18 protein-coding genes are annotated in these 18,590 nt (G+C 75.3%); 10 read left to right on the top strand and 8 right to left on the bottom strand.

What is annotated here, in order from left to right; all coding sequences use genetic code 11:
- Positions 1 to 34: 34 nt before the first annotated feature.
- Genes JUB12_RS16270 through JUB12_RS16255 form a run of 4 tightly spaced genes read left to right on the top strand, consistent with a single transcriptional unit; the run spans position 35 to position 3,695 of the window.
- Positions 35 to 238, top strand: a complete 204-nt coding sequence (locus JUB12_RS16270; RefSeq protein ID WP_205696464.1) for a heavy-metal-associated domain-containing protein — start codon at positions 35 to 37, stop codon at positions 236 to 238.
- Positions 235 to 1,119 carry a hypothetical protein gene (locus tag JUB12_RS16265; RefSeq protein ID WP_205696463.1) on the top strand — a complete coding sequence of 295 codons (885 nt, stop codon included), beginning with the start codon at positions 235 to 237 and terminating at the stop codon, positions 1,117 to 1,119. The genes JUB12_RS16270 and JUB12_RS16265 overlap by 4 nt, the downstream gene beginning before the upstream one ends.
- Complete coding sequence (locus JUB12_RS16260; protein WP_205696462.1) at positions 1,116 to 3,377, top strand: cation-translocating P-type ATPase; 2,262 nt, start codon at positions 1,116 to 1,118, stop codon at positions 3,375 to 3,377. The genes JUB12_RS16265 and JUB12_RS16260 overlap by 4 nt, the downstream gene beginning before the upstream one ends.
- Positions 3,378 to 3,389: 12 nt before the next feature.
- Positions 3,390 to 3,695 (top strand): hypothetical protein, encoded by a 306-nt coding sequence (locus JUB12_RS16255; protein WP_205696461.1) that lies wholly within the window; start codon positions 3,390 to 3,392, stop codon positions 3,693 to 3,695.
- Here JUB12_RS16255 and JUB12_RS16250 read toward each other — a convergent pair.
- Genes JUB12_RS16250 through JUB12_RS16225 form a run of 6 tightly spaced genes read right to left on the bottom strand, consistent with a single transcriptional unit; the run spans position 3,692 to position 9,834 of the window.
- Positions 3,692 to 4,672: a L,D-transpeptidase family protein gene (locus tag JUB12_RS16250; protein ID WP_205696460.1), complete on the bottom strand. Its 981-nt coding sequence runs from the start codon at positions 4,670 to 4,672 to the stop codon at positions 3,692 to 3,694. The two genes, JUB12_RS16255 and JUB12_RS16250, sit on opposite strands and share 4 nt — an antisense overlap.
- A gap of 57 nt (positions 4,673 to 4,729) precedes the next feature.
- A complete protein-coding gene (locus tag JUB12_RS16245) occupies positions 4,730 to 5,830 on the bottom strand; it encodes an alpha/beta hydrolase (RefSeq protein WP_205696459.1) in 1,101 nt (366 codons plus the stop codon).
- A 38-nt stretch (positions 5,831 to 5,868) separates the two neighbouring features.
- Positions 5,869 to 6,738, bottom strand: coding sequence for an alpha/beta fold hydrolase (locus JUB12_RS16240; protein ID WP_205696458.1), 870 nt, complete (start codon positions 6,736 to 6,738; stop codon positions 5,869 to 5,871).
- Positions 6,739 to 6,774: 36 nt separating this feature from the next.
- A complete protein-coding gene (locus tag JUB12_RS16235; protein ID WP_205696457.1) occupies positions 6,775 to 8,271 on the bottom strand; it encodes an MFS transporter in 1,497 nt (498 codons plus the stop codon).
- Between the two features lie 31 nt (positions 8,272 to 8,302).
- Positions 8,303 to 8,944 (bottom strand): GntR family transcriptional regulator, encoded by a 642-nt coding sequence (locus tag JUB12_RS16230; protein ID WP_205696456.1) that lies wholly within the window; start codon positions 8,942 to 8,944, stop codon positions 8,303 to 8,305.
- Positions 8,941 to 9,834 (bottom strand): DMT family transporter, encoded by an 894-nt coding sequence (locus JUB12_RS16225; protein WP_205696455.1) that lies wholly within the window; start codon positions 9,832 to 9,834, stop codon positions 8,941 to 8,943. Before JUB12_RS16225 ends, JUB12_RS16230 begins: the two co-directional genes overlap by 4 nt.
- A 144-nt stretch (positions 9,835 to 9,978) precedes the next feature.
- Here JUB12_RS16225 and JUB12_RS16220 point away from each other — a divergent pair, with 144 nt between their 5' ends.
- Both JUB12_RS16220 and JUB12_RS16215 read left to right on the top strand, forming a co-directional pair.
- Positions 9,979 to 11,445 carry a hypothetical protein gene (locus tag JUB12_RS16220; RefSeq protein WP_205696454.1) on the top strand — a complete coding sequence of 489 codons (1,467 nt, stop codon included), beginning with the start codon at positions 9,979 to 9,981 and terminating at the stop codon, positions 11,443 to 11,445.
- Between the two features lie 63 nt (positions 11,446 to 11,508).
- The gene (locus JUB12_RS16215; protein ID WP_205696453.1) at positions 11,509 to 12,252 is read left to right on the top strand and encodes an HD domain-containing protein; all 744 of its coding nucleotides are present in this window, start codon (positions 11,509 to 11,511) and stop codon (positions 12,250 to 12,252) included.
- Here the strand turns inward: JUB12_RS16215 and JUB12_RS16210 are convergent.
- Together JUB12_RS16210 and JUB12_RS16205 are read right to left on the bottom strand one after the other, a co-directional pair.
- A complete protein-coding gene (locus JUB12_RS16210) occupies positions 12,249 to 12,491 on the bottom strand; it encodes a histidine kinase dimerization/phospho-acceptor domain-containing protein (RefSeq protein WP_205696452.1) in 243 nt (80 codons plus the stop codon). The two genes, JUB12_RS16215 and JUB12_RS16210, sit on opposite strands and share 4 nt — an antisense overlap.
- Positions 12,488 to 13,132 (bottom strand): response regulator transcription factor, encoded by a 645-nt coding sequence (locus JUB12_RS16205; RefSeq protein WP_205696451.1) that lies wholly within the window; start codon positions 13,130 to 13,132, stop codon positions 12,488 to 12,490. Before JUB12_RS16205 ends, JUB12_RS16210 begins: the two co-directional genes overlap by 4 nt.
- A 105-nt stretch (positions 13,133 to 13,237) precedes the next feature.
- Here JUB12_RS16205 and JUB12_RS16200 point away from each other — a divergent pair, with 105 nt between their 5' ends.
- From JUB12_RS16200 to JUB12_RS16185, 4 genes are all read left to right on the top strand, one after another.
- A complete protein-coding gene (locus JUB12_RS16200; protein WP_205696450.1) occupies positions 13,238 to 15,301 on the top strand; it encodes a YafY family protein in 2,064 nt (687 codons plus the stop codon).
- A 287-nt stretch (positions 15,302 to 15,588) separates the two neighbouring features.
- Complete coding sequence (locus JUB12_RS16195) at positions 15,589 to 16,965, top strand: calcium-binding protein (RefSeq protein ID WP_205696449.1); 1,377 nt, start codon at positions 15,589 to 15,591, stop codon at positions 16,963 to 16,965.
- 81 nt (positions 16,966 to 17,046) lie between these two features.
- Positions 17,047 to 17,514 (top strand): pyridoxamine 5'-phosphate oxidase family protein, encoded by a 468-nt coding sequence (locus JUB12_RS16190; protein WP_205696448.1) that lies wholly within the window; start codon positions 17,047 to 17,049, stop codon positions 17,512 to 17,514.
- A gap of 3 nt (positions 17,515 to 17,517) precedes the next feature.
- Positions 17,518 to 18,582 (top strand): glucose-1-phosphate thymidylyltransferase, encoded by a 1,065-nt coding sequence (locus tag JUB12_RS16185; RefSeq protein ID WP_205696447.1) that lies wholly within the window; start codon positions 17,518 to 17,520, stop codon positions 18,580 to 18,582.
- Positions 18,583 to 18,590: the final 8 nt, after the last annotated feature.

Raw genomic sequence — 18,590 nt, 5'->3', positions numbered from 1 at the left:
GCATACCCCCCCGGGGTAGTGCTACAGTGGCGCCATGACCGAGCGCACCTACACCGTCCAGGGCATGACCTGCGAGCACTGCGTCGCTTCCGTGAGCGAGGAGGTCGGGGACGTCGCGGGGGTCTCCACGGTCGACGTCGACCTGCCCTCCGGCAAGGTCCTGGTGCGCGGAGAGGGCTTCGCCGACGACGCGGTGCGCGCAGCCGTCGACGAGGCAGGCTACGAGGTCGTCGGATGAGCTCCGTCGCCGCGCGCCTGGGCGGCTTCGCCCTCGTCCTCGCCGCGGCCTTCGCCCTCGCGCTCGCGGTGGGCAGTGCCGCCGACCCCGAGCCCGTCGGGGCCGACGCGCCGCCCGCGCACGCCCAGGCCGAAGGTGGCCACGGCGACGAGCCCTCCGCCGCCCACGGCGACGACGCGGGCCACGCCGAGGCCACCACCGACGCCGCCGTCCCCGGGCTCGCCGCCGAGCAGGACGGTCTGCGCCTCGTCCTCGCCACCGGGACGCTGGACCGTCCCAGCGCCGGCGCGACCCTGCGCTTCCGCGTCCTGCGCGCCGACGGCACCCCGCTGCGCGACTTCGACACCCTCCACGAGCGCGACCTGCACCTCATCGTCGTGCGCCGCGACCTCGCCTCCTTCGCGCACCTCCACCCGCGCCTGCGGGACGACGGGACGTGGGTCACCCGCGTGGACCTCTCCGAGGCCGGCACCTACCGCGTCCTGGCCGACTTCTCGACCGGCGGCACGCAGCGCACGCTGGGCACCGACCTCCAGGTCGCCGGCGCCTTCACGCCCGTCGCGCTCCCCGCCCCGGCGACGACGGCCCGCAGCGACGGGGCCCTCGAGGTCGAGCTGCACCCCCGCGACGACGCGTTCGCGTTCACCGTGCGCCGCGACGGCCGGGACGTCACCGACCGGCTGCAGCCCTACCTCGGCGCGAAGGGCCATCTGGTCTCCCTGCGCGCCGCGGACCTGGCCTACCTGCACACCCACCCCGAGCAGGACGAGCTCGCGTTCGGCGTCGACCTGCCCTCCGCCGGCACGTTCCGCCACTACGTGCAGTTCCGCCTCGACGGTCGCGTCCACACCGCCGCGTTCACCCAGGAGGTCGCGCGATGAGCACGCTCGAGCTGCCGATCACCGGGATGACCTGCGCCTCCTGCGCCAACCGCATCGAGCGCAAGCTCAACAAGCTCGAGGGCGTCGAGGCGACGGTGAACTACGCCACCGAGAAGGCGGCGGTGACGTTCGACGACGCGCGGGTCTCCCCCGACGACCTGCTCGCGAGCGTCCGTGCCGCGGGCTACGACGCGACGCTGCCCTCCCAGGCCGGCGACGCCGCGGGCCGCGAGGTCGCCGCCGACGACGGCACCCGTGCCCTGCGCGACCGCCTCGTCGTCGCCGCCGCGCTCTCGGTCCCCCTCCTGCTGGTCTCGATGGTCCCGGCGCTGCAGTTCCGCGGCTGGCAGTGGGTCGCGTGGAACCTCGCGACGCCCGTGGTCCTGTGGGCCGCCTGGCCGTTCCACCGCGCCGCGCTGCAGAACCTCCGCCACGCCACGGCGACGATGGACACGCTCGTCAGCCTCGGCACGCTGGCCGCCTACACGTGGTCGGTCGTCGCGCTGCTCTTCGGCGACGCCGGCGAGCTCGGCATGGAGATGGGCTTCGACCTGTGGCCCGAGCGCGAGGCCGCGCTCGACCACGTCTGGTTCGAGGTCGCCGCCGTCGTGACGACGTTCCTGCTGGCCGGGCGCTTCTTCGAGGCGCGCGCCAAGCGCCGCGCCGGCGCGGCGCTCGAGGCGCTGCTCGAGCTCGGCGCCAAGGACGTCGCCGTCCTCGACGACGCCGGCGTGGAGCGTCGCGTCCCGGTCGACCAGCTCGCCGCGGGGATGCGCTTCGTCGTGCGCCCCGGCGAGAAGGTGGCGACCGACGGCGTCGTCGAGGAGGGCGCGTCGGCCGTGGACCAGTCGCTGCTCACCGGCGAGTCGGTCCCCGTCGAGAAGGGCCTCGGCGACCCGGTCGTCGGCGCGACGATCAACGTCGGCGGCCGCCTCGTCGTCCGCGCGACGCAGGTCGGCGCCGACACCGCGCTCGCCCAGATCGCCCGCCTGGTCACCGACGCGCAGACCGGCAAGGCGCCGGTCCAGCGCCTGGCCGACCGCGTCTCGGGCGTCTTCGTGCCCGTCGTGCTCGTCCTCGCCGTCGCGACGCTCGGCTTCTGGCTCGGTGCCGGCGAGGGCGCGACGTACGCGGTCACCGCCGCGGTCGCCGTGCTCGTCATCGCCTGCCCGTGCGCGCTGGGCCTCGCCACGCCCACCGCGCTGCTCGTCGGCACCGGGCGCGGCGCACAGCTCGGGCTGCTCATCAAGGGCCCGGAGGTCCTCGAGGCCACGCGCCAGGTCGACACCGTCGTGCTCGACAAGACCGGCACCGTGACGACCGGTCGCATGGCGCTCGTCGACGTCGTCCCCGCCGGCGGGACCGACCCGGACGAGCTCCTGCGCCTGGCCGGCGCGCTGGAGGACGCCTCGGAGCACCCGGTCGCCCGGGCGATCGCGGCGGCCGCCCAGGAGCGCGCCGGCGTCCTGCCGGCGCCCGAGGGCTTCCTCAACCGCGAGGGCCTCGGCGTCGAGGGGACGGTCGAGGGCCACGGCGTGCTCGTCGGCCGCCCCGCGCTCCTCGCGCAGTGGAGCGTGACGTTGCCGCCGGCGCTCGAGGACGCCCGCACCGCCGCCGAGGCGCAGGGCCGCACCGCCGTCGCCGTCGCCTGGGACGGGGACGCCCGCGGCGTGCTGACCGTCGCCGACACGCCGAAGGCGGGCGCCGCCGAGGCCGTCCGGCGGCTGCGCGAGCTCGGCCTGCGCCCGGTCCTGCTCACGGGCGACAACCGCGCGACGGCCGAGGCCGTCGCCGCCGCCGTCGGCATCGACGAGGTCGTCGCCGAGGTGCTGCCCGCCGACAAGGCGGCGAAGGTCCGCGAGCTCCAGGGCGCCGGGCGCGTCGTGGCGATGGTGGGCGACGGCGTGAACGACGCGCCGGCGCTCGCGCAGGCCGACCTCGGCCTGGCCATCGGGACGGGCACGGACGTCGCCATCGAGGCCTCCGACCTCACCCTCGTCTCCGGCGACCTGCGCGGCGCCGCCGACGCGATCCGCCTCGCACGCCGCACCCTGAAGGTCATCAAGGCCAACCTCGTGTGGGCGTTCGGCTACAACGTCGCGCTCATCCCCGTGGCCGCGGCGGGACTGCTCAACCCCCTGCTCGCCGGCGCCGCGATGGCCGCCAGCTCGCTGCTCGTCGTGACGAACTCGCTGCGCCTGCGGGCCTTCGCGCTCGAGCGCGACGCGTCGGCGGGTCGCGCGGCGGTGCCCGGGTAGCCTCGCGAACGCGTGCTTCTGCGCTTCACCCGCACCTGGCTCCCGGCCCTCATCGTGGCCGCCGGCGTCATCGCCATGGTCGCCGGCGGCTTCAGCGACACGGCGCTCGAGGGCGGTGCCGGCGTCATCGGCGCCGGCCTGAGCGTCTGGCTGCTCAACTGGCTGCACCGCCTCGGCGTGTCGGGCGACGACGAGCGCTCGGCCGAGGACGAGGCCCGCGCGTACTTCGACAAGTTCGGCCACTGGCCGGACGAGGCGCCGCGGCGCGAGCGCGGCGCCGACCCGCACGCGCGCCCCGGGGCGCGCGGCCCCGGCTAGCGGATCAGGACCGGCGTCCCGACCGGGACGCGCGGGTACAGGTCGATGACGTCGGCGACGCGCATGCGCAGGCAGCCGTGGGAGGCTCGCGAGCCGATCGAGCCCTCCTCGCCGGTGCCGTGGATGCCGACGCCGTTGACGATCCCCATCCAGCGCGCCTTGAGCGGGTTGGCGGCGCTGCCGCCGGCGACCGTCGTGCCCTGCAGCTCGCCGGCCCATGGCGAGTTCGGGACCGACCAGACGGGGTTGACCTGCTTGTTGGTGATCGAGAAGAGCCCGCTGGGCGTGGGGTAGGCGGGCTGGCCCGTCGCGACGCCGTAGCTCTTGGAGAACTTGAGGCGCTTGAACAGGCGCAGCTTGAAGTTCGCCTTGTCGATCGTGATGACCGTGCCCTTCTGGCGGCGCAGGTCGGCGACGCTCACGGCGGGGCTGACCTTCACGAGCTTCTGGCGCAGCGAGCGCGGCGCGCTCTGGTCGTCGAGGAGCTTCGAGATCGCGTCGGCCGTCGCGCGCTGCGGGATCGTGCGGCCGTGCTTGGCGCGGCGGACGACCATCTTGCGCAGCGTGATCCGCAGGGTCGCGTTGCGCGCCGGCTTGTCGACCTTCGACTCGACGCCGGCCACCCACTCGCGCACGGCGACCTTCGAGTGCGAGACCTTCAGCGGCACCTCGCCGGGCTTCGTGGCCCGCAGTGCGCGCTTCGCCGTCGTCAGCGCGTCGAAGGAGAACCGCGCGTCAGCGGGCGCGAGCTTGAACAGCCGTCCGGCGACGCCGAGGACCACCGGCCGCTCGAAGCGCATCGCCAGGGCGGTGGCGAGCTTCTGCTCGGCCTGGGGCAGCGTGAGGCCCGACAGGTCGACGCCGCCGGCGCTCACGCCGGCCGGGACGTTCGTCGGGTCGGCGGCGCCGTGCGCGGGCCCCGCGAGGCTCAGCCCTGCGGCGACGGTGGACAGCAGCAGGACGGTGCGGCGAGCCATGCGCGCGCCAGGGTAGCGCCGCCCCGCCGCCGCCCAGACCCCCTGCAAGCCCCGTTGCTAGGCGACGACGCGCAGGTGGCGCTGCTCGCGCTTGGGCTCGTGGGCCGCGAAGAAGTCGTCGATCGCCCGCCACGTCGTGCGGGCCGCGTTGCGGCCGGTCAGCACGCCGAGGTGCCCGCCCGGCGCGGTCTCCAGGCGCACCTCGGGCGCGCCCGTGAGCAGGTCGCGCACCGCGTGGACCGCCGGGCGCGGCGCCAGGACGTCCGTCGTCCCGGCCACCGAGAGCACGGGCACCTGGACCTCGGCGAGGTCGATGGTGTGGTCGCCGAGGCGCAGGGCGCCGCCGGCGAGCTCGTTGACGCGGAAGAACTGGTGGTAGAGCTGGCCCATCGTGCGCCCGGGGTAGGCGTGCATGTGGGCCATGAAGTGGTCGACCGCCTCGACGTGCGCGAGGAAGTCGCGGTCGTCGAGGTGCGTGAGGATCGCCCACGGCTTCATCAGGTGCTTGTCGATCGACGTGAGCTGGAAGGCGCGGCGCACCAAGGGCGCGGGCGCTCCGCCCAGCGCCCGGTACACGCCCGTCAGCAGCATCCCGTTCGTGATCGACGCCGCGCCGCGGATCGGCGCCAGGAGCCGCACGCCGGTGAAGTCGAACGGGCTGGCCACCGTCGCCACCGAGTTCACCGGGAGGTCCGGGCGGGCGGCGAGCGCCAGCAGGGACATGATCCCGCCCAGGCACCAGCCGACGAGCTGCACCGGCTTGCCGCCCGCGTCCTCGGAGACCCGCTCGATCGCCGTCGGGATGACGTCCTCGACCCAGTGCTCGAGCCCGAGCTCGCGGTCGGAGAACGCGATCGACCCGTACTCGAGCAGGTAGGTCGGGTGGCCGAGGGACAGCAGGTGCTCGGCCATCGAGCAGCCGCGCCGCAGGTCGAAGCAGATCGTCGGCGCCGCGAGCGGCGGGACGAGCAGGACGGGGAGCGCGCGCTCGCGGTCCTCGCGCGCGAGGTAGCGGTAGATCGTGCGCTTGGGCGCCTCGTCGATGATCCGCGCCGGGGTGCGGCGCAGGTCGGCGACGCCCCCGCGGAACACCTTGTCGAAGGCGTTGGCCGCGGCGTCGGAGAGCTTCTCGGGGCTGGGGAGCAGGGACTGGAGCATCGGTCGTCACGCGCGCACGCGGGCGCACGGCAGGAAGGCTAGCCCGCGACCGCAGGCGCTGGTGCCAGGAGGAAGGACTCGAGGTCCTCGACGAGGCGGTCGGGCACCTCGACCTGGGGGCAGTGGCCGACGCCCTCGTAGAGCTCGAAGCGCGTCGCAGGCAGCGCCTCGAGCACCCAGCGCGAGCCGCGGTGGGTGACCATCCGGTCGCGGTCGCCCCACACGAGCATGACGGGGCAGGTGACGCGCTCGAGCGCGAAGCAGCCCGACAGCTCGGGCAGCATCCGCCGGCCGTTGTCGAGGTAGCGCCGCACCGCGCGGCGGTCGAGGTGGTGCTCGGTGAAGGCGTTGACGAGCTCCGCGGCCACCGCCCGCGGCCGGGCGAACGCGAGCTGGCGGTAGGCCTCGCCGACGAAGACGCGCATGAGCGGTCCGGGCAGCGGCAGCGGGGACGCGAGGAGCGTGCGCACGAACGGGTCGCGCTCGATGATCGAGAACCACCGCGGCATGTCGAAGCCCGCGGGCGCGACCGGCACGACGGCCAGCACCGGCAGCGCCGGGTCCTCGGCGACGCGCAGCGCGGTGCAGCCGCCCAGCGAGTTGCCCATGACGACGACGGGTCCGCCCTGCTCGGCGGCGAGGTGCTCCACCGCCGCGTGGGCGAAGGTCCGCAGCTGGTCGAGGACCGGCGCGTCGCGGTCGAGGCGGTCGGCCTTCGCGAACCCCGGCAGGTCGACAGCGAGCGCTCGGCGGTTGCGCCGCGCAAGGCGGTCGAGCACCTGGCGCCACGTGTCCGCGCTGTCCGCGAAGCCGTGGAGCAGGAGCACGGGCGGGCCGTCGCCCTCGAGCTCCAGGGCCCGCGTCCCGAAGCCCCCGAGCTCGAGGCGGTGCTCCACGAGCGGCTGCATGGACGACGGTGTACCACCGGCGGGGGCGGCGCAGCCTCAGTGGCCGGCCATCTGCAGGTCGCGCGGGCGGGTGAGGACGAGCGCCAGCAGCGCCCCCGCGAACGAGACGACCGCCGCGACGAGGAACAGCTCGTCGAGGCCGTGGGTGAACGCCGCGACGAACTGCTCGCGCGCCGCGGGCGGCACGACCGACGGCGCGCCGGTCGCCAGCGCCTGGGCCGGGACGCCGCGGACCTCGCCGCTGAGCAGGTGCTCGAACAGCGCCCCCAGCGCGGCGATGCCCGTGGCGATGCCGACCTGGCGGAACGTGTTGTTGATGCCGCTGGCCATCCCGGCGCGCCGCGGCTCGACCACCGCGATCGCGGTCGACGCGATGGCCGGGTTGGTCATCCCGATGCCGGCGCCCGCCACGAGGAACCCGGGCAGGAGCGCCGTCCAGTCGCTCGAGGCGTCGACGGCGCGGAACAGCAGCTGGCCGACCCCGATGAGCGTCAGGCCGAGGCCGAGCAGGTAGCGCGTCGGCACCCGCTGGGTCAGCCGTCCCGTGATGGGGGCGACGACGAACGAGACGAGCGTGATCGGGAGGAACCGCAGGCCGGACTCCAGCGGCGAGTGGCCGAGCGTGTTCTGGACGTAGAGCGTCAGGTAGAGGAACAGCGAGAACATCGACGCGCTGATCGCGAAGGCCGCGACGGACACGCCGATGAACGCCGGCTTGCGGAACAGCGACAGGTCGAGCATCGCGTGCTCGCCGCGCCGGACCTGGAGGACGACGAAGAGGACGAGCAGCAGCGCGCCGCCGCCCAGCGCGCCGACGATCGGGAGGCTGGACCATCCCTCCGAGTTGCCGCGCACCAGCCCGAAGACCGCCCCGAAGAGCGCGAGCGAGAACAGGGCGACGCCCGGGAGGTCCAGGCGCGCGGCGCCCGGGTCGGACGACTCGCGGACCTTGCGCAGGGTGATGGCGATCGCGGCCGCGCCGATCGGGACGTTGACGAAGAAGATCGCCTCCCACCCGACGCCCTCCACGAGCGCACCGCCGACGAGCGGCCCGATGGCGACCGACGCGCCGGTGACCGCGCCGAAGACGCCGAAGGCCGTCCCGCGCTCGCGGCCCTGGAAGGCGCCCGCGATCAGCGCGAGCGAGCACGCGAATATCGCCGCGCCGCCGACGCCCTGCAGCCCGCGAGCGAGGTCGAGCAGCAGCGGCGTGTGGGCCAGCCCGCAGAGCACCGACGCGACGACGAAGGTCCCGAGGCCCGCGACGAACACCCGCCGCCGCCCGAAGAGGTCGGCCAGCGAGCCGCTCGTGAGCAGGAACGCCGCGAGCGTCAGCGCGTAGGCGTCGACGACCCACTGCAGGTCGTTGAACGACGACCCGAGGTCGCGCGCGATGTCGGGCAGCGCGACGTTCACGATCGTGATGTCGAGCAGCAGCATGAAGATGCCGGTGCAGACCGCCCCGAGCGTCCACCAGCGGTCGGGGTCAGGCGTGCCGGCAGAGCCGGGTCCGGGGGCGGGGGCGTCGCTCACGAGGGGGCAGGCTGCCCGCGCGTCCGGCGCGCTACGCGAGCTGGTCGACCAGGACCGCCGCGCTGGCGCGCAGGTGCGCCCGCAGCGCGCGCGGGCCGACGCGCTCGAGGTCGGCGACGAGCTCCTCGTGCTCGCTCGCGAGCCGCGCGTAGCCGAGGTGGGGTCGGATGCGCAGGAGGAACAGCCGCGTCTCCTGCGCCAGCGCGCCGTGGGCCTCGATGATCCGCCGCGCGCCGGAGGCGCGGACGATCGCCGCGTGCAGGTCCGTGTGGGCCTCGGAGACGCGCACCCACCGCGGGTCCCCCACCCGGCAGCGGGCGGCGAGGCTCGCCGCCGCCTCGTGGACGGCCGGGGGCAGCCGGCCCTCGTGGCGGCTGAGTGCGAGGTGCGCCGCCTCGACCTCGAGGGCGGTGCGCAGCTCGTACAGCGCGGTCACGTCGCCGGCCTCGAGCGCGGCGACGCGGGCGCCGCGATGGGGCTCGACGACCACGAGGCGCTCGGCGGCCAGGACCCGCAGCGCCGCGCGGACGGTGTGGCGCGCGACGTCGTGGTCGGCGGCCAGCGCCCCCTCGACGAGCCGCTCGCCGGGCGGGAGGTCGCCGTCGAGGATGCGCTCGCGCAGCGCAGCGGCCACGACGTCGACCACGGAGGTGGCGGCGCGCGCAGGGCTCATGCCGGCAGCGGTCCCTCGGCCGCGGGGACGTCGGCGCGGCGGTCGCGCGGCTCGCCACGGGCGAGCACCGCCAGGCCGGCGAGCACCAGGACGATGCCGGCGACGGCCAGGGCGCCGGGACGCTCGTCGAGGACCGTCGCGCCCAGCAGCGTGGCGGTCACCGGCTCGGCGAGCGTGAGCGTCGCCGCCTCGCCGGCGCGCAGCTCGCGCAGGCCCCGGGCGAACAGCAGGTAGGCCAGCGCGGTCGGCACCGCGCCGAGCCACAGCGCCATGGCGGCGCCGTCCGCCGAGCCGGCCCACCCGAGGTCGCCGAGGACGAGCACCGGGAGGAGCAGCACCGCGCCGAGGCCGAACGCCCAGGCCATGACCGCCTCGGTCGCGCCGCCGCCGTCCAGCAGCCGCTTCGACCCGACCGTGAAGACCGCGTAGGAGGCACCGGCACCGACGGCGAGCAGGACGCCGGGCGCGGAGACCTCGGCGTCGGCGCCGCCCAGGGCGAGCGCGGCGACCCCGGCGGCGGCGAGCGCCGTCGCCCCGGCCCACGCGCGGCCGGGCGGCCGGCGGTCGAGCAGCCACGCCAGCGCGCCGGCGATCGCGGGCGCCGAGCCGAGGGCGGCGACGGTGCCGACGGCCACGCCGGTGTCCTTGACCGCCGCGAAGAAGCAGAGCTGGTAGCCCGCGACGCCGAGGGCGGTGACGGCGAGCGCCCAGCCCACGGGGGGCCGCCTCGCCCGCACGACCCGGGCCACGGCGAGTAGGAGCACGGCCCCCACGGCGATGCGCGCCGCGCCGACGGTCAGCGGGGATGCGTCAGGGCCGAGCGCCTGGGCGGTGCCGGTGGTCCCGAAGCAGACCGCGGCGAGGAGGACGAGGAGGTGCGGGCGGCCCATGCCGGAGCAGATTGTTCCACAATCGTGTCGGACTGTGCAACGGAGAGGTCGAGATCCCCGGAAGTTCCGGGCCGGAGGTGTCTGATCGGTCAGTCGTCCAGCGATCCGCGCTCAAGGTCCAGCTCCAACGGCCGATGGTCGAGCATGGCCGTTCGCCCCCCTCGGGAGCTCCTTGCGACCCTCGCCGCCGGCTCGGGCGTGAGCGTCGTGCTCGCGGGGACCGTGCTCCTGGGCCCCGGCCTGCTCCAGGTCGACCCCGGTACGCGCGGCGGACCCGTCGTCGCCACCGGTCCCGCCATCCTGCTCCCCGAGGACCCGCGGCGCGAGGGCCGCACCGGCGGCACCGTCTTCGTCCCGGGCGGCGGCAGCGCCACGGGTGCGCCGACCCCGCCGAGCGGCGGCGGCGACCGCGCCGCCGAGCGCGACGAGGCCCAGGGCGACACGACCGGCTCCGCCGGTCGCGGCGACGGCACCCCGGCGCCGCGCTCGGTGCAGGTCGTCGGCCGCGTCACGACCGAGGGTCTGCAGCCCGCCCTGGCGCCGCTGCCGGGCGAGTCCACCTTCACGCCCGGCGGCCCGCGCACGGGCGCCGGCGACAGCCCGACCGGCCAGCCCGCCACTGCGGCCGCACGCCGCGTCAGCCTCGAGCTGCAGGACCTGTCCCTCACGCCGGCCGCCACCGCCGGCGGCCGCGGCCAGCTGCGCCTGCGCTACGCCGTCCACGAGGCCCGCACCGCCGACCCGGCGAGCGCCGGCGGCGCCCCGGCGCCCGCGCCCGTCCTGCCCGAGGCCGTCGAGGTCCGCCTCGACGTGCCCGAGGTCCCCGCGGGCACGGCGATGCGCGTCGCGGTCGACCTCGTCCACGCGGGCGACGACCTGCGCGCCTCGCAGCCCAACCTCCGCGTCCTCGTGTCCTTCGTCGACGCGCTCTCCGACGCCGCCGCCATGAGCGAGACCGCGCCGGCCTCCGACGTCGCCTCGAACCGCCTCGACGTCGTCGTCCCGCTCGACCACCCCTCCACCGGCGTCCCGGCCCGCACCGACGCGCCGCCCGCAGGCTCGACCGCCGGCGCGCCCGTCGAGGTCCGCGTCCCGGTCGGCGAGGAGGAGCAGGGCACGCCGCCCGAGCAGACCGTCGACGTGCCGCGCGGGAACGCCGGCGGCGAGGAGCTCGTGCCGGTCGTCGTCGACGTCGACACCGGCGCGGTGGACCAGCTGCCGCCGCCCGAGGGCGCGCCCGCGACCGGCGACGCAGCGCCCACCGAGCCGCCGGCCGCCGGGGAGCAGGCCGGCCCGCCCGCGCAGGCCGGCCGGCCCGCCGACGAGCAGCCCGCGCCGCCCGCCGAGGAGCGGCCCGAGCCCGAGACGACGCCCGAGCCGCCCGCGGCGACGACGCCCGAGCCGCCGGCGGACGACGACGCGGAGGGCGCGGCCGAGGGGACCATCGACCGGCCCGAGGCCACGCCCGACCAGCCGGCCGCGCCGGCGCCCGGCGAGGGTACGGCCGCGGGCCCCTCCGCCACCGCGACGCCCGAGCAGCGCGCCGCCGCGCGCAAGGCCCTCGTCGGCCTCGCCTGGATCGCCGCCGCGCGCCGCGCCGCCCAGCGCTGACCGTCCGTCAGCGCCCGCTCGCCGGGGGCCCGAGCCGTCCGGTCGCGCTGTCACCGTGGCGCCATGTCGGTCACCAGGTCCGAGCACGTGCAGGAGGGGGACGCACCCGCGCCCGCCGGCCCGCCGCGCCCGGCCGCCGCGATGGAGGCCGACCTGCGCGAGCTCGTCGCCACGGTGCAGGACCCGCACCTGCGCGCGCTGCTCGACGCGCTGCTGGGCGAGGGCGCACCGACGTGGGAGCGCTGGCGTCGCGCCCCCGCCGCCAAGCACTTCCACCAGGCCTACGCCCACGGCCTGCTCGAGCACTGCCTGAGCGTGGCGCAGGCGGTGAGCGCGATCAGCGCGACGTTCCCGGGCATCGACCGCGACGTGGCCGTGACCGGCGCGCTCCTGCACGACATCGGCAAGCTCGAGGCCTACACGTGCGAGAGCCCGTTCGACCTCACGGACGCCGGGCGCCTGCAGGGCGAGATCCCGCTGGGCTACTACCTCGTGCGTCGCACGATCGAGGAGCTCGACCGGCGCGGGCCGGCGTTCCCCCCGGCGACCGCGCAGGCGGTCCTGCACATCATCCTCAGCCACCACGGCTCGCTCGAGCACGGCTCGCCGGTGGTCCCCTGCACGCGCGAGGCGACGCTCGTGCACTTCTGCGACAACCTCGGCGGGCGGCTCGGCTCCTTCGACCGCCTGGAGCGCGAGCTCGAGCCGGGCGCCGCCTGGTCGGCGTTCGACCGCGTGATCGGCGCGGGCGCGTACTTCGGCGGGCGGCCGGACGGCGGCCCGCAGCGGCCGGCGCGCGCCGCCTAGGCCGGGCGCCCGTCGGCGTCGCGGCGGTCGGCGCGCTCGGAGTCGAGGATCTCGCGCAGCTCGTGCGCGGACTCGCGCAGGCGCGCGAGGAAGTCGGCGCGCTGCTCGGCCGGCAGGGCGTCGCCGCGCTCGGCCAGGAGGTCGGCGAAGCCCGTCACGACGGTGAGCGGCGTGCGGAGGTCGTGGACGAGCTCGACGAGCCGCTCGGCGGGGTCCTGCGGCCAGGACCGCTCGGTCACCCGTCGAGGCTGCCGTCGGGGTCCAGGGCGATCTCGCCGCGCTCGAGGGCGATGGCGATGGCGTGGACGCGGTTGCGGGCCTGCAGCTTGCGGATGACGTTGCGCACGTGGGTGCGGACGGTCTCGACCGAGACGGTGATCTGCTGGGCGATCGCCTCGGCGGTCAGCCCCTCGGCCATGAGGTTCATGATCTCGCGCTCGCGCGGCGAGAGCTGGGGCACGTGGGCCGTCGCGCGCGGGGACAGCAGGATGCGGTCCAGGCGCGGGTCGACGTACGAGCCGCCGGAGGCGACGCGCTCGATCGCCGAGAGCAGCTCCTCGGTCGAGCCGGCCTTCAGCGCGTAGCCGCGAGCGCCCGAGTCCAGGCCGTCGTAGAGCAGCTCGGCGTCCGCGTCGCCCGTGTAGAGGATCACCCCGAGCTCCGGCCGGCGCTCGAGGAGCTCGCGCGTCAGCTCGATGCCGTTGCCGTCGGGCAGGCGGATGTCGACGATCGCGACCTCGGGCTGGAAGACGTCCACGAGGTCCACCCCGGAGGCGGCGTTGCCGGCCGTGGCGACGACCTCCACCCCCGCCCCGCGCAGGATGTGGGCGAGGCCCTCGCGCAGGGCCTCGTGGTCGTCGACGATGACGATCCGGGTCACAGTGCGCCCACGCTACCCGGCCGAGCCACGGAAGGCCGCAAAGAGCGGCGCATCCCTGCAACGCGTCCTGCCTGACGGTCTGACGCGCCCTATGGTGGACCGACGATGGCGAAGGACACCGAGAAGCTCATCCGGCAGCTGTCGCTGATCTCCTACCTGATGGCCGAGCGCCGGCCGGTCACGGCCCTGGAGATCCGCCGCGACGTGGAGGGCTACAGCGGGATGAACGAGGACGCGTTCGCCCGCCGGTTCTACGCCGACCGGGCCGAGCTGGCCGACCTGGGCATCCAGCTGACGGTCGACCGTCCAGCCGAGGGCGTGGCCGAGCAGGAGAACTACTCCCTGCGCCACGAGGACTTCCACCTCCCACCCATCGCGTTCACCGACCAGGAGCTCGCGTCGCTGCAGTTCGCGCTCACGCTCCTCGACGGCGAGTTCGCCTACGCCGAGCCGCTGCGCCTCGCGCTGCAGCAGATCTCCTGGGGCCGGCCGAGCCCGCTGCGCGCGCCGGGCCAGGGGTCGGTGGCGCTCGGCGTCACCGCGTCGGCCGGCGGCCACGAGCTCTCCCAGCGCCTGGCGAAGGTCGAGACGGCGATCTTCCGCCAGAAGACGATCACCTTCGAGTACCACACGATGGAGCGCGACGAGGTGGGCGCCCGCAAGGTGGACCCGTACCACCTGCTCTTCCAGGGCGGGCAGTTCTACCTCCTGGGCCGCTCGCACGAGCGCGACGCGCTCCGGGTCTTCCGCCTGTCGCGGATGCGCGGCAAGGTCGCCTACGCGACGAAGGCCGAGCACGACTTCAAGCGCCCGGCCGACTTCGACCCCCGCGCGTACGCCAACCGCGCCGACTGGCAGTTCGGCGACCCGATCGCGACGGCGGAGATCCGCGTCTCCGAGCGCATCGCCTGGCAGGTCGAGCGCCACTTCGGCCGCTTCGGCGAGGTCCGTCCCGCCGAGGACGGCACGGGCGACGTGGTCCTCCACACCGAGTACGCCGTGCCGCGCCTGCTCGTCGCCTGGGTGCTGCGCCTGGGCGAGCACGCCGAGGTCCTCGGGCCGCCCGAGCTCGTCACCGCGGTGCGCGACCGCGTCGAGCTGCTCGCGTCGCGCCACGAGGGCGAGCTCGAGCTCGCGCCGGTCGTCGGCACGGGCCCGGCGCCGCGCGAGGCCGACGGCGCGGGCGACGGCAAGCGGGAGGCCGCGATCCGCCCCGAGCGCTTCGCGCGCCTGGTCACGCTGGCGTCGATCCTCATCGACGCGGGGCGCGCGGGCCGCCGCCTCGAGCTGGCCGACGTCCTGGACCGCCTCCAGGTCTCCGAGGCGGAGCTGCGCGAGGACGTCAACGTCCTGAACGTCGTGAACTTCGGCGGCGGCTCCTACGTCCTGTACGCCGAGGTGCACGAGGACGGGACGATCGAGGTCGACCCCGAGCCGTACTCCGACAACTTCGCACGACCGGCGCGGCTGCTGCCCGTGGAGGGCAAGGCGCTCGTCGCGGCCATCGACCTCATCGGCGACCACCTTCCGGCGGGGGCGCTGACCTCCGCGCGCGAGAAGATCGTCGCGGCGCTCGGCGCCGACCCGATGGAGCAGGGCCTGCAGGTGGCGACCCGCGGCGGCGACGACGCCGAGGTCGCGCGCGTGGTGTCGTCGGCCATCGCCGACGAGCGGCTGCTCAAGCTCGAGTACTACAAGGCCAACGAGGACGAGTTCTCCGAGCGCGTCGTCGAGCCCTACGCGCTCGTCAACGGCCAGGAGGGCTGGTACGTCGCGTCGTTCGACCCGGCCCGCGACGGCGTCCGCCACTTCCGCCTGGACCGCATCAAGACCGCCGAGGCGCTCGAGGAGCGCTTCACGCGGCGCCCGGAGGTCGACCCGGCCGCCGACGTCGAGGGCTGGCCGCGCACCGGCGCGGTGCCGGCGTCGCGCACCGCGCGGGTCTGGTTCTCCCCCGAGCGGGCGCGGTGGGCGCGCGAGGAGCAGGCCGTGGCCGAGGAGCTCGCCGACGGGTCCGTGGTCGTCGAGGTGCCGTTCGCGGGCACCGACTGGCTCGTGCGCCGGGTGCTCGAGGAGGCCGGGGACGCCGCGGTCGTGGAGCCCGCCGACGCCCGCGAGGCGGTCCGGCGGGCGGTGTCCGGGTTGCGAGCCGCCCCCGTCGGGGGCTGACCGACCGCCGGTCATCGTGCTGCAACCACCGTTCAGCCAGAATCTGGTCGATGAGCGTCCGCAGGCCAACCGCTTGGCGGCCGTCCTGTTTCATGCTTTGTCAGCGCGGGGACACGCGTGATACTGGCTCCACAACCGGCCGACTCGGGCTTGCCCGAGGGCGGCCCGCCGGACGACAGGGGTAGCCGTCGCAGGAGCGCGGCGTGGAGTCCGGTGGGGCGTGGCCAGTCGACAAGACCACACACGGAGGGCACAAGACCTTGAGACGTCACATGCGCGCGATCCCGGTGATCGCAGCGCTTCTCGGAACCGCCATCACGGCGGCTCCCGCATCGGCCCAGCAGGCGCCGACGCCGTTCAACTGCCGCGCGAGCGCGGTCTGGGCCTCGGTGGCCGGCAACGACCGCGTCGAGCCGCTCGTCGCCAACGGCAATCCGAACACGGGCGGCGGCCGCAGCCCCGACTTCGCGCTCTGCGCGAACGCCGACCAGGGCGCGACCAGCACGGCCACGCAGCTGGGCATCTCCACCGACGTCCTGAGCGCCCGCTCCGCGAGCGCCGTGACGCGCGTCGAGCCGGAGATCGCCCTGCCGGTGGACCAGAAGATCACCGCGAGCGCGACCGTCGAGGACCTCCGCCTGCCGCTGGGCAGCGGGACGATCCTCATCGGCGTCGGGGCCGCGCGCTCCAGCGCCACGGCCTCGTGCGTCAACGGGCAGCCCGACCTCCAGGGCACCAGCCAGCTGACGGGCATCACGCTCGGCGGCCAGGAGGTCTCGCTCGACCGCCTGATCGAGGCCCTGACGACGGCGCTCGCGCCGCTGGGCCCGGTCGTCGAGATCACGCCGAACGAGATCGAGCGCCAGGGCGGCTCGCTCATCGTGCGCGCGCTGCGCGTGAAGGTGTTCCGCGACGTCGCCCGCCAGCAGGGTCTCGTCGACCTCTCGGTCGCTGAGTCCAAGGTCACGGCGACCGCCGGCAGCTGTGTGCGGCCGGTCGAGGGCTCGGACACCGGCACGGACATCCGTCCCTGCCCGCCCGGCTCTGAGCTCGACGCCGAGCGCGGCGTCTGCATCATCCGCGGCGCCGGCACCAACGGCGCGGACATCGTCATCGGCAAGCCCTACCAGGGTCCGAGCGGCGGCCGCGTCGTCTCGCTGAGCCAGGCCCGCAAGCTGTACCCGAACAGCCACTGCGTGAAGGGCCCCGGCCCCGACTACGTGGTGCTCGGGACGAACGGCAACGACAAGATCACCGGCACGAACAACGCCGACCGCATCCTCGGTCTGAAGGGCAACGACCGCCTCTCCGGCGGCCGTGGCAACGACTGCGAGGACGGCGGCTCGGGCCGTGACGTGCTCTCGGGCGCCGACGGCAGCGACCGCCTGTTCGGCACCTCGGGCAACGACGCGCTCAACGGCGGGTCGGACAACGACACGCTGAGCGGCGGCACGGGCAACGACTCGATCAACGGCGGCTACGGCGCTGACCGGGTCAACTCGGGCAGCGGCGCCGACGTGATCAACGTCTCGACCGCCGGCCGCAAGGCCCGCGTCGTCTGCGGCTCCGGCCGGGACAAGGTCCGCTTCAACAACGAGGAGAAGCGCACCATCCGCAGCGACTGCGAGGTCCGCTACCAGTTCGGGGACCGCCCGCGCCGCTAGCGGCACGCGCGACACCCACCGACACGCGAACGGGCGCCCACGGGCGCCCGTTCGTCGTCTGTGGAAGCCTTCGCGCCGCCCATGAGCCGCCGCGACCAGATCGAGATGGACGAAGGCGAGGTCCTCGCCTTCCTGGACGAGGAGCGCATCGTCACGTGCGCGACCTACGGCCCGCGGGGGTGGCCGCACCTCATGCCGCTCTGGTTCGTCGTGCGCGGCGGGACGATCTGGGCGTGGACCTTCGCCAAGAGCCAGAAGGTCCGCAACCTCGAGCGCGACGCCCGCGCGACGCTGCAGGTCGAGGCGGGACGAGATCGCTACGACCAGCTGCGCGGGGTCATGCTGGAGTGCGAGGTCGTCGTGCACCGCGACCTCGACACCGTCCTGGGCGTGGGGGTCGACGTCTTCAAGCGCTACACCGGCGCGGCGGACCTCGCGCCGGAGGTCCAGCAGATGGTCGAGGCCCAGGCGCCCAAGCGCGTCGCCATGGAGTTCGTCGAGCGCAGGCGCGCGACGTGGGACCACCGCAAGCTCGGCGGGGTCTACTAGGCCATGAAGGGCCTCATCCTGTCGGGCGGCAAGGGCACCCGCCTGCGCCCGATCACCTACACGAGCGCCAAGCAGCTCGTGCCGGTGGCCAACCGCCCCGTCCTCTTCTTCGGCATCGACGCGATGGCGCGGGCGGGCATCGAGGAGGTCGGGATCATCATCGCCCCGGAGACCGGCGGCGAGATCCGCGAGGCCGTGGGTGACGGCGCGCAGTTCGGGGTGCGCATCACCTACATCGAGCAGGACGCGCCGCTGGGCCTGGCCCATGCGGTGCTCACCGCCGAGCCGTTCCTCGGCGACGACGCGTTCGTCATGTACCTCGGCGACAACCTGCTGCAGGGCGGCATCGACGAGCTCGTCCGCGAGTTCGAGGAGCGCCGGCCCGACGCGTCGATCCTGCTGACCCCGGTGCCCGACCCGCAGCACTTCGGCGTCGCCGAGCTCGAGGACGGCCGCGTCGTCCGGCTGCAGGAGAAGCCGCCGGAGCCCAGGACCGACCTCGCGCTGGTCGGCGTCTACCTCTTCAGCCCGCTCATCCACGACGCGGCGCGGGCGATCGAGCCCAGCGCGCGCGGCGAGCTCGAGATCACCGACGCGATCCAGCACCTCGTCGACACGGGCCGGCGCGTCGAGCCCCATGTCGTGCGCGGCTGGTGGAAGGACACCGGCCGGCTCGAGGACATGCTCGAGGCCAACCGGCTCGTGCTCGACACGATCGAGACGCGGGTGGAGGGCGAGCTCGTCGACTCCCAGGTCGAGGGGCGGGTCGTCGTCGAGCCGGGCGCGCGCCTGGAGCGCTGCACGGTCCGCGGGCCGGCGGTCATCGGCGCGGGCGCGCAGCTCACCGACGCGTACATCGGGCCCTACACCGCCGTGGGCGAGGGCTGCGTCGTGGAGCGCGCGGAGGTGGAGCACTCGATCCTCCTGCTCGGCTCGTCGGTGCGCGGGCTGGACGGGCGCATGGAGAGCTCGCTGCTCGGCCGCAACGTGCGCATCGGCCGGGGCGCCGCGCAGCCGCGGGCCTACCGGTTCATGGTGGGCGACAACAGCGAGATCGGGATCCTGTGAGCGGTGGC

The sequence above is a fragment of the Conexibacter sp. SYSU D00693 genome, assembly GCF_017084525.1.
In the GTDB taxonomy this organism is placed as follows: Bacteria; Actinomycetota; Thermoleophilia; order Solirubrobacterales; family Solirubrobacteraceae; genus Baekduia.
The sequence above is the reverse complement of the archived record's forward strand: the minus strand, read 5'-3'. Positions and strand labels throughout refer to the sequence as shown.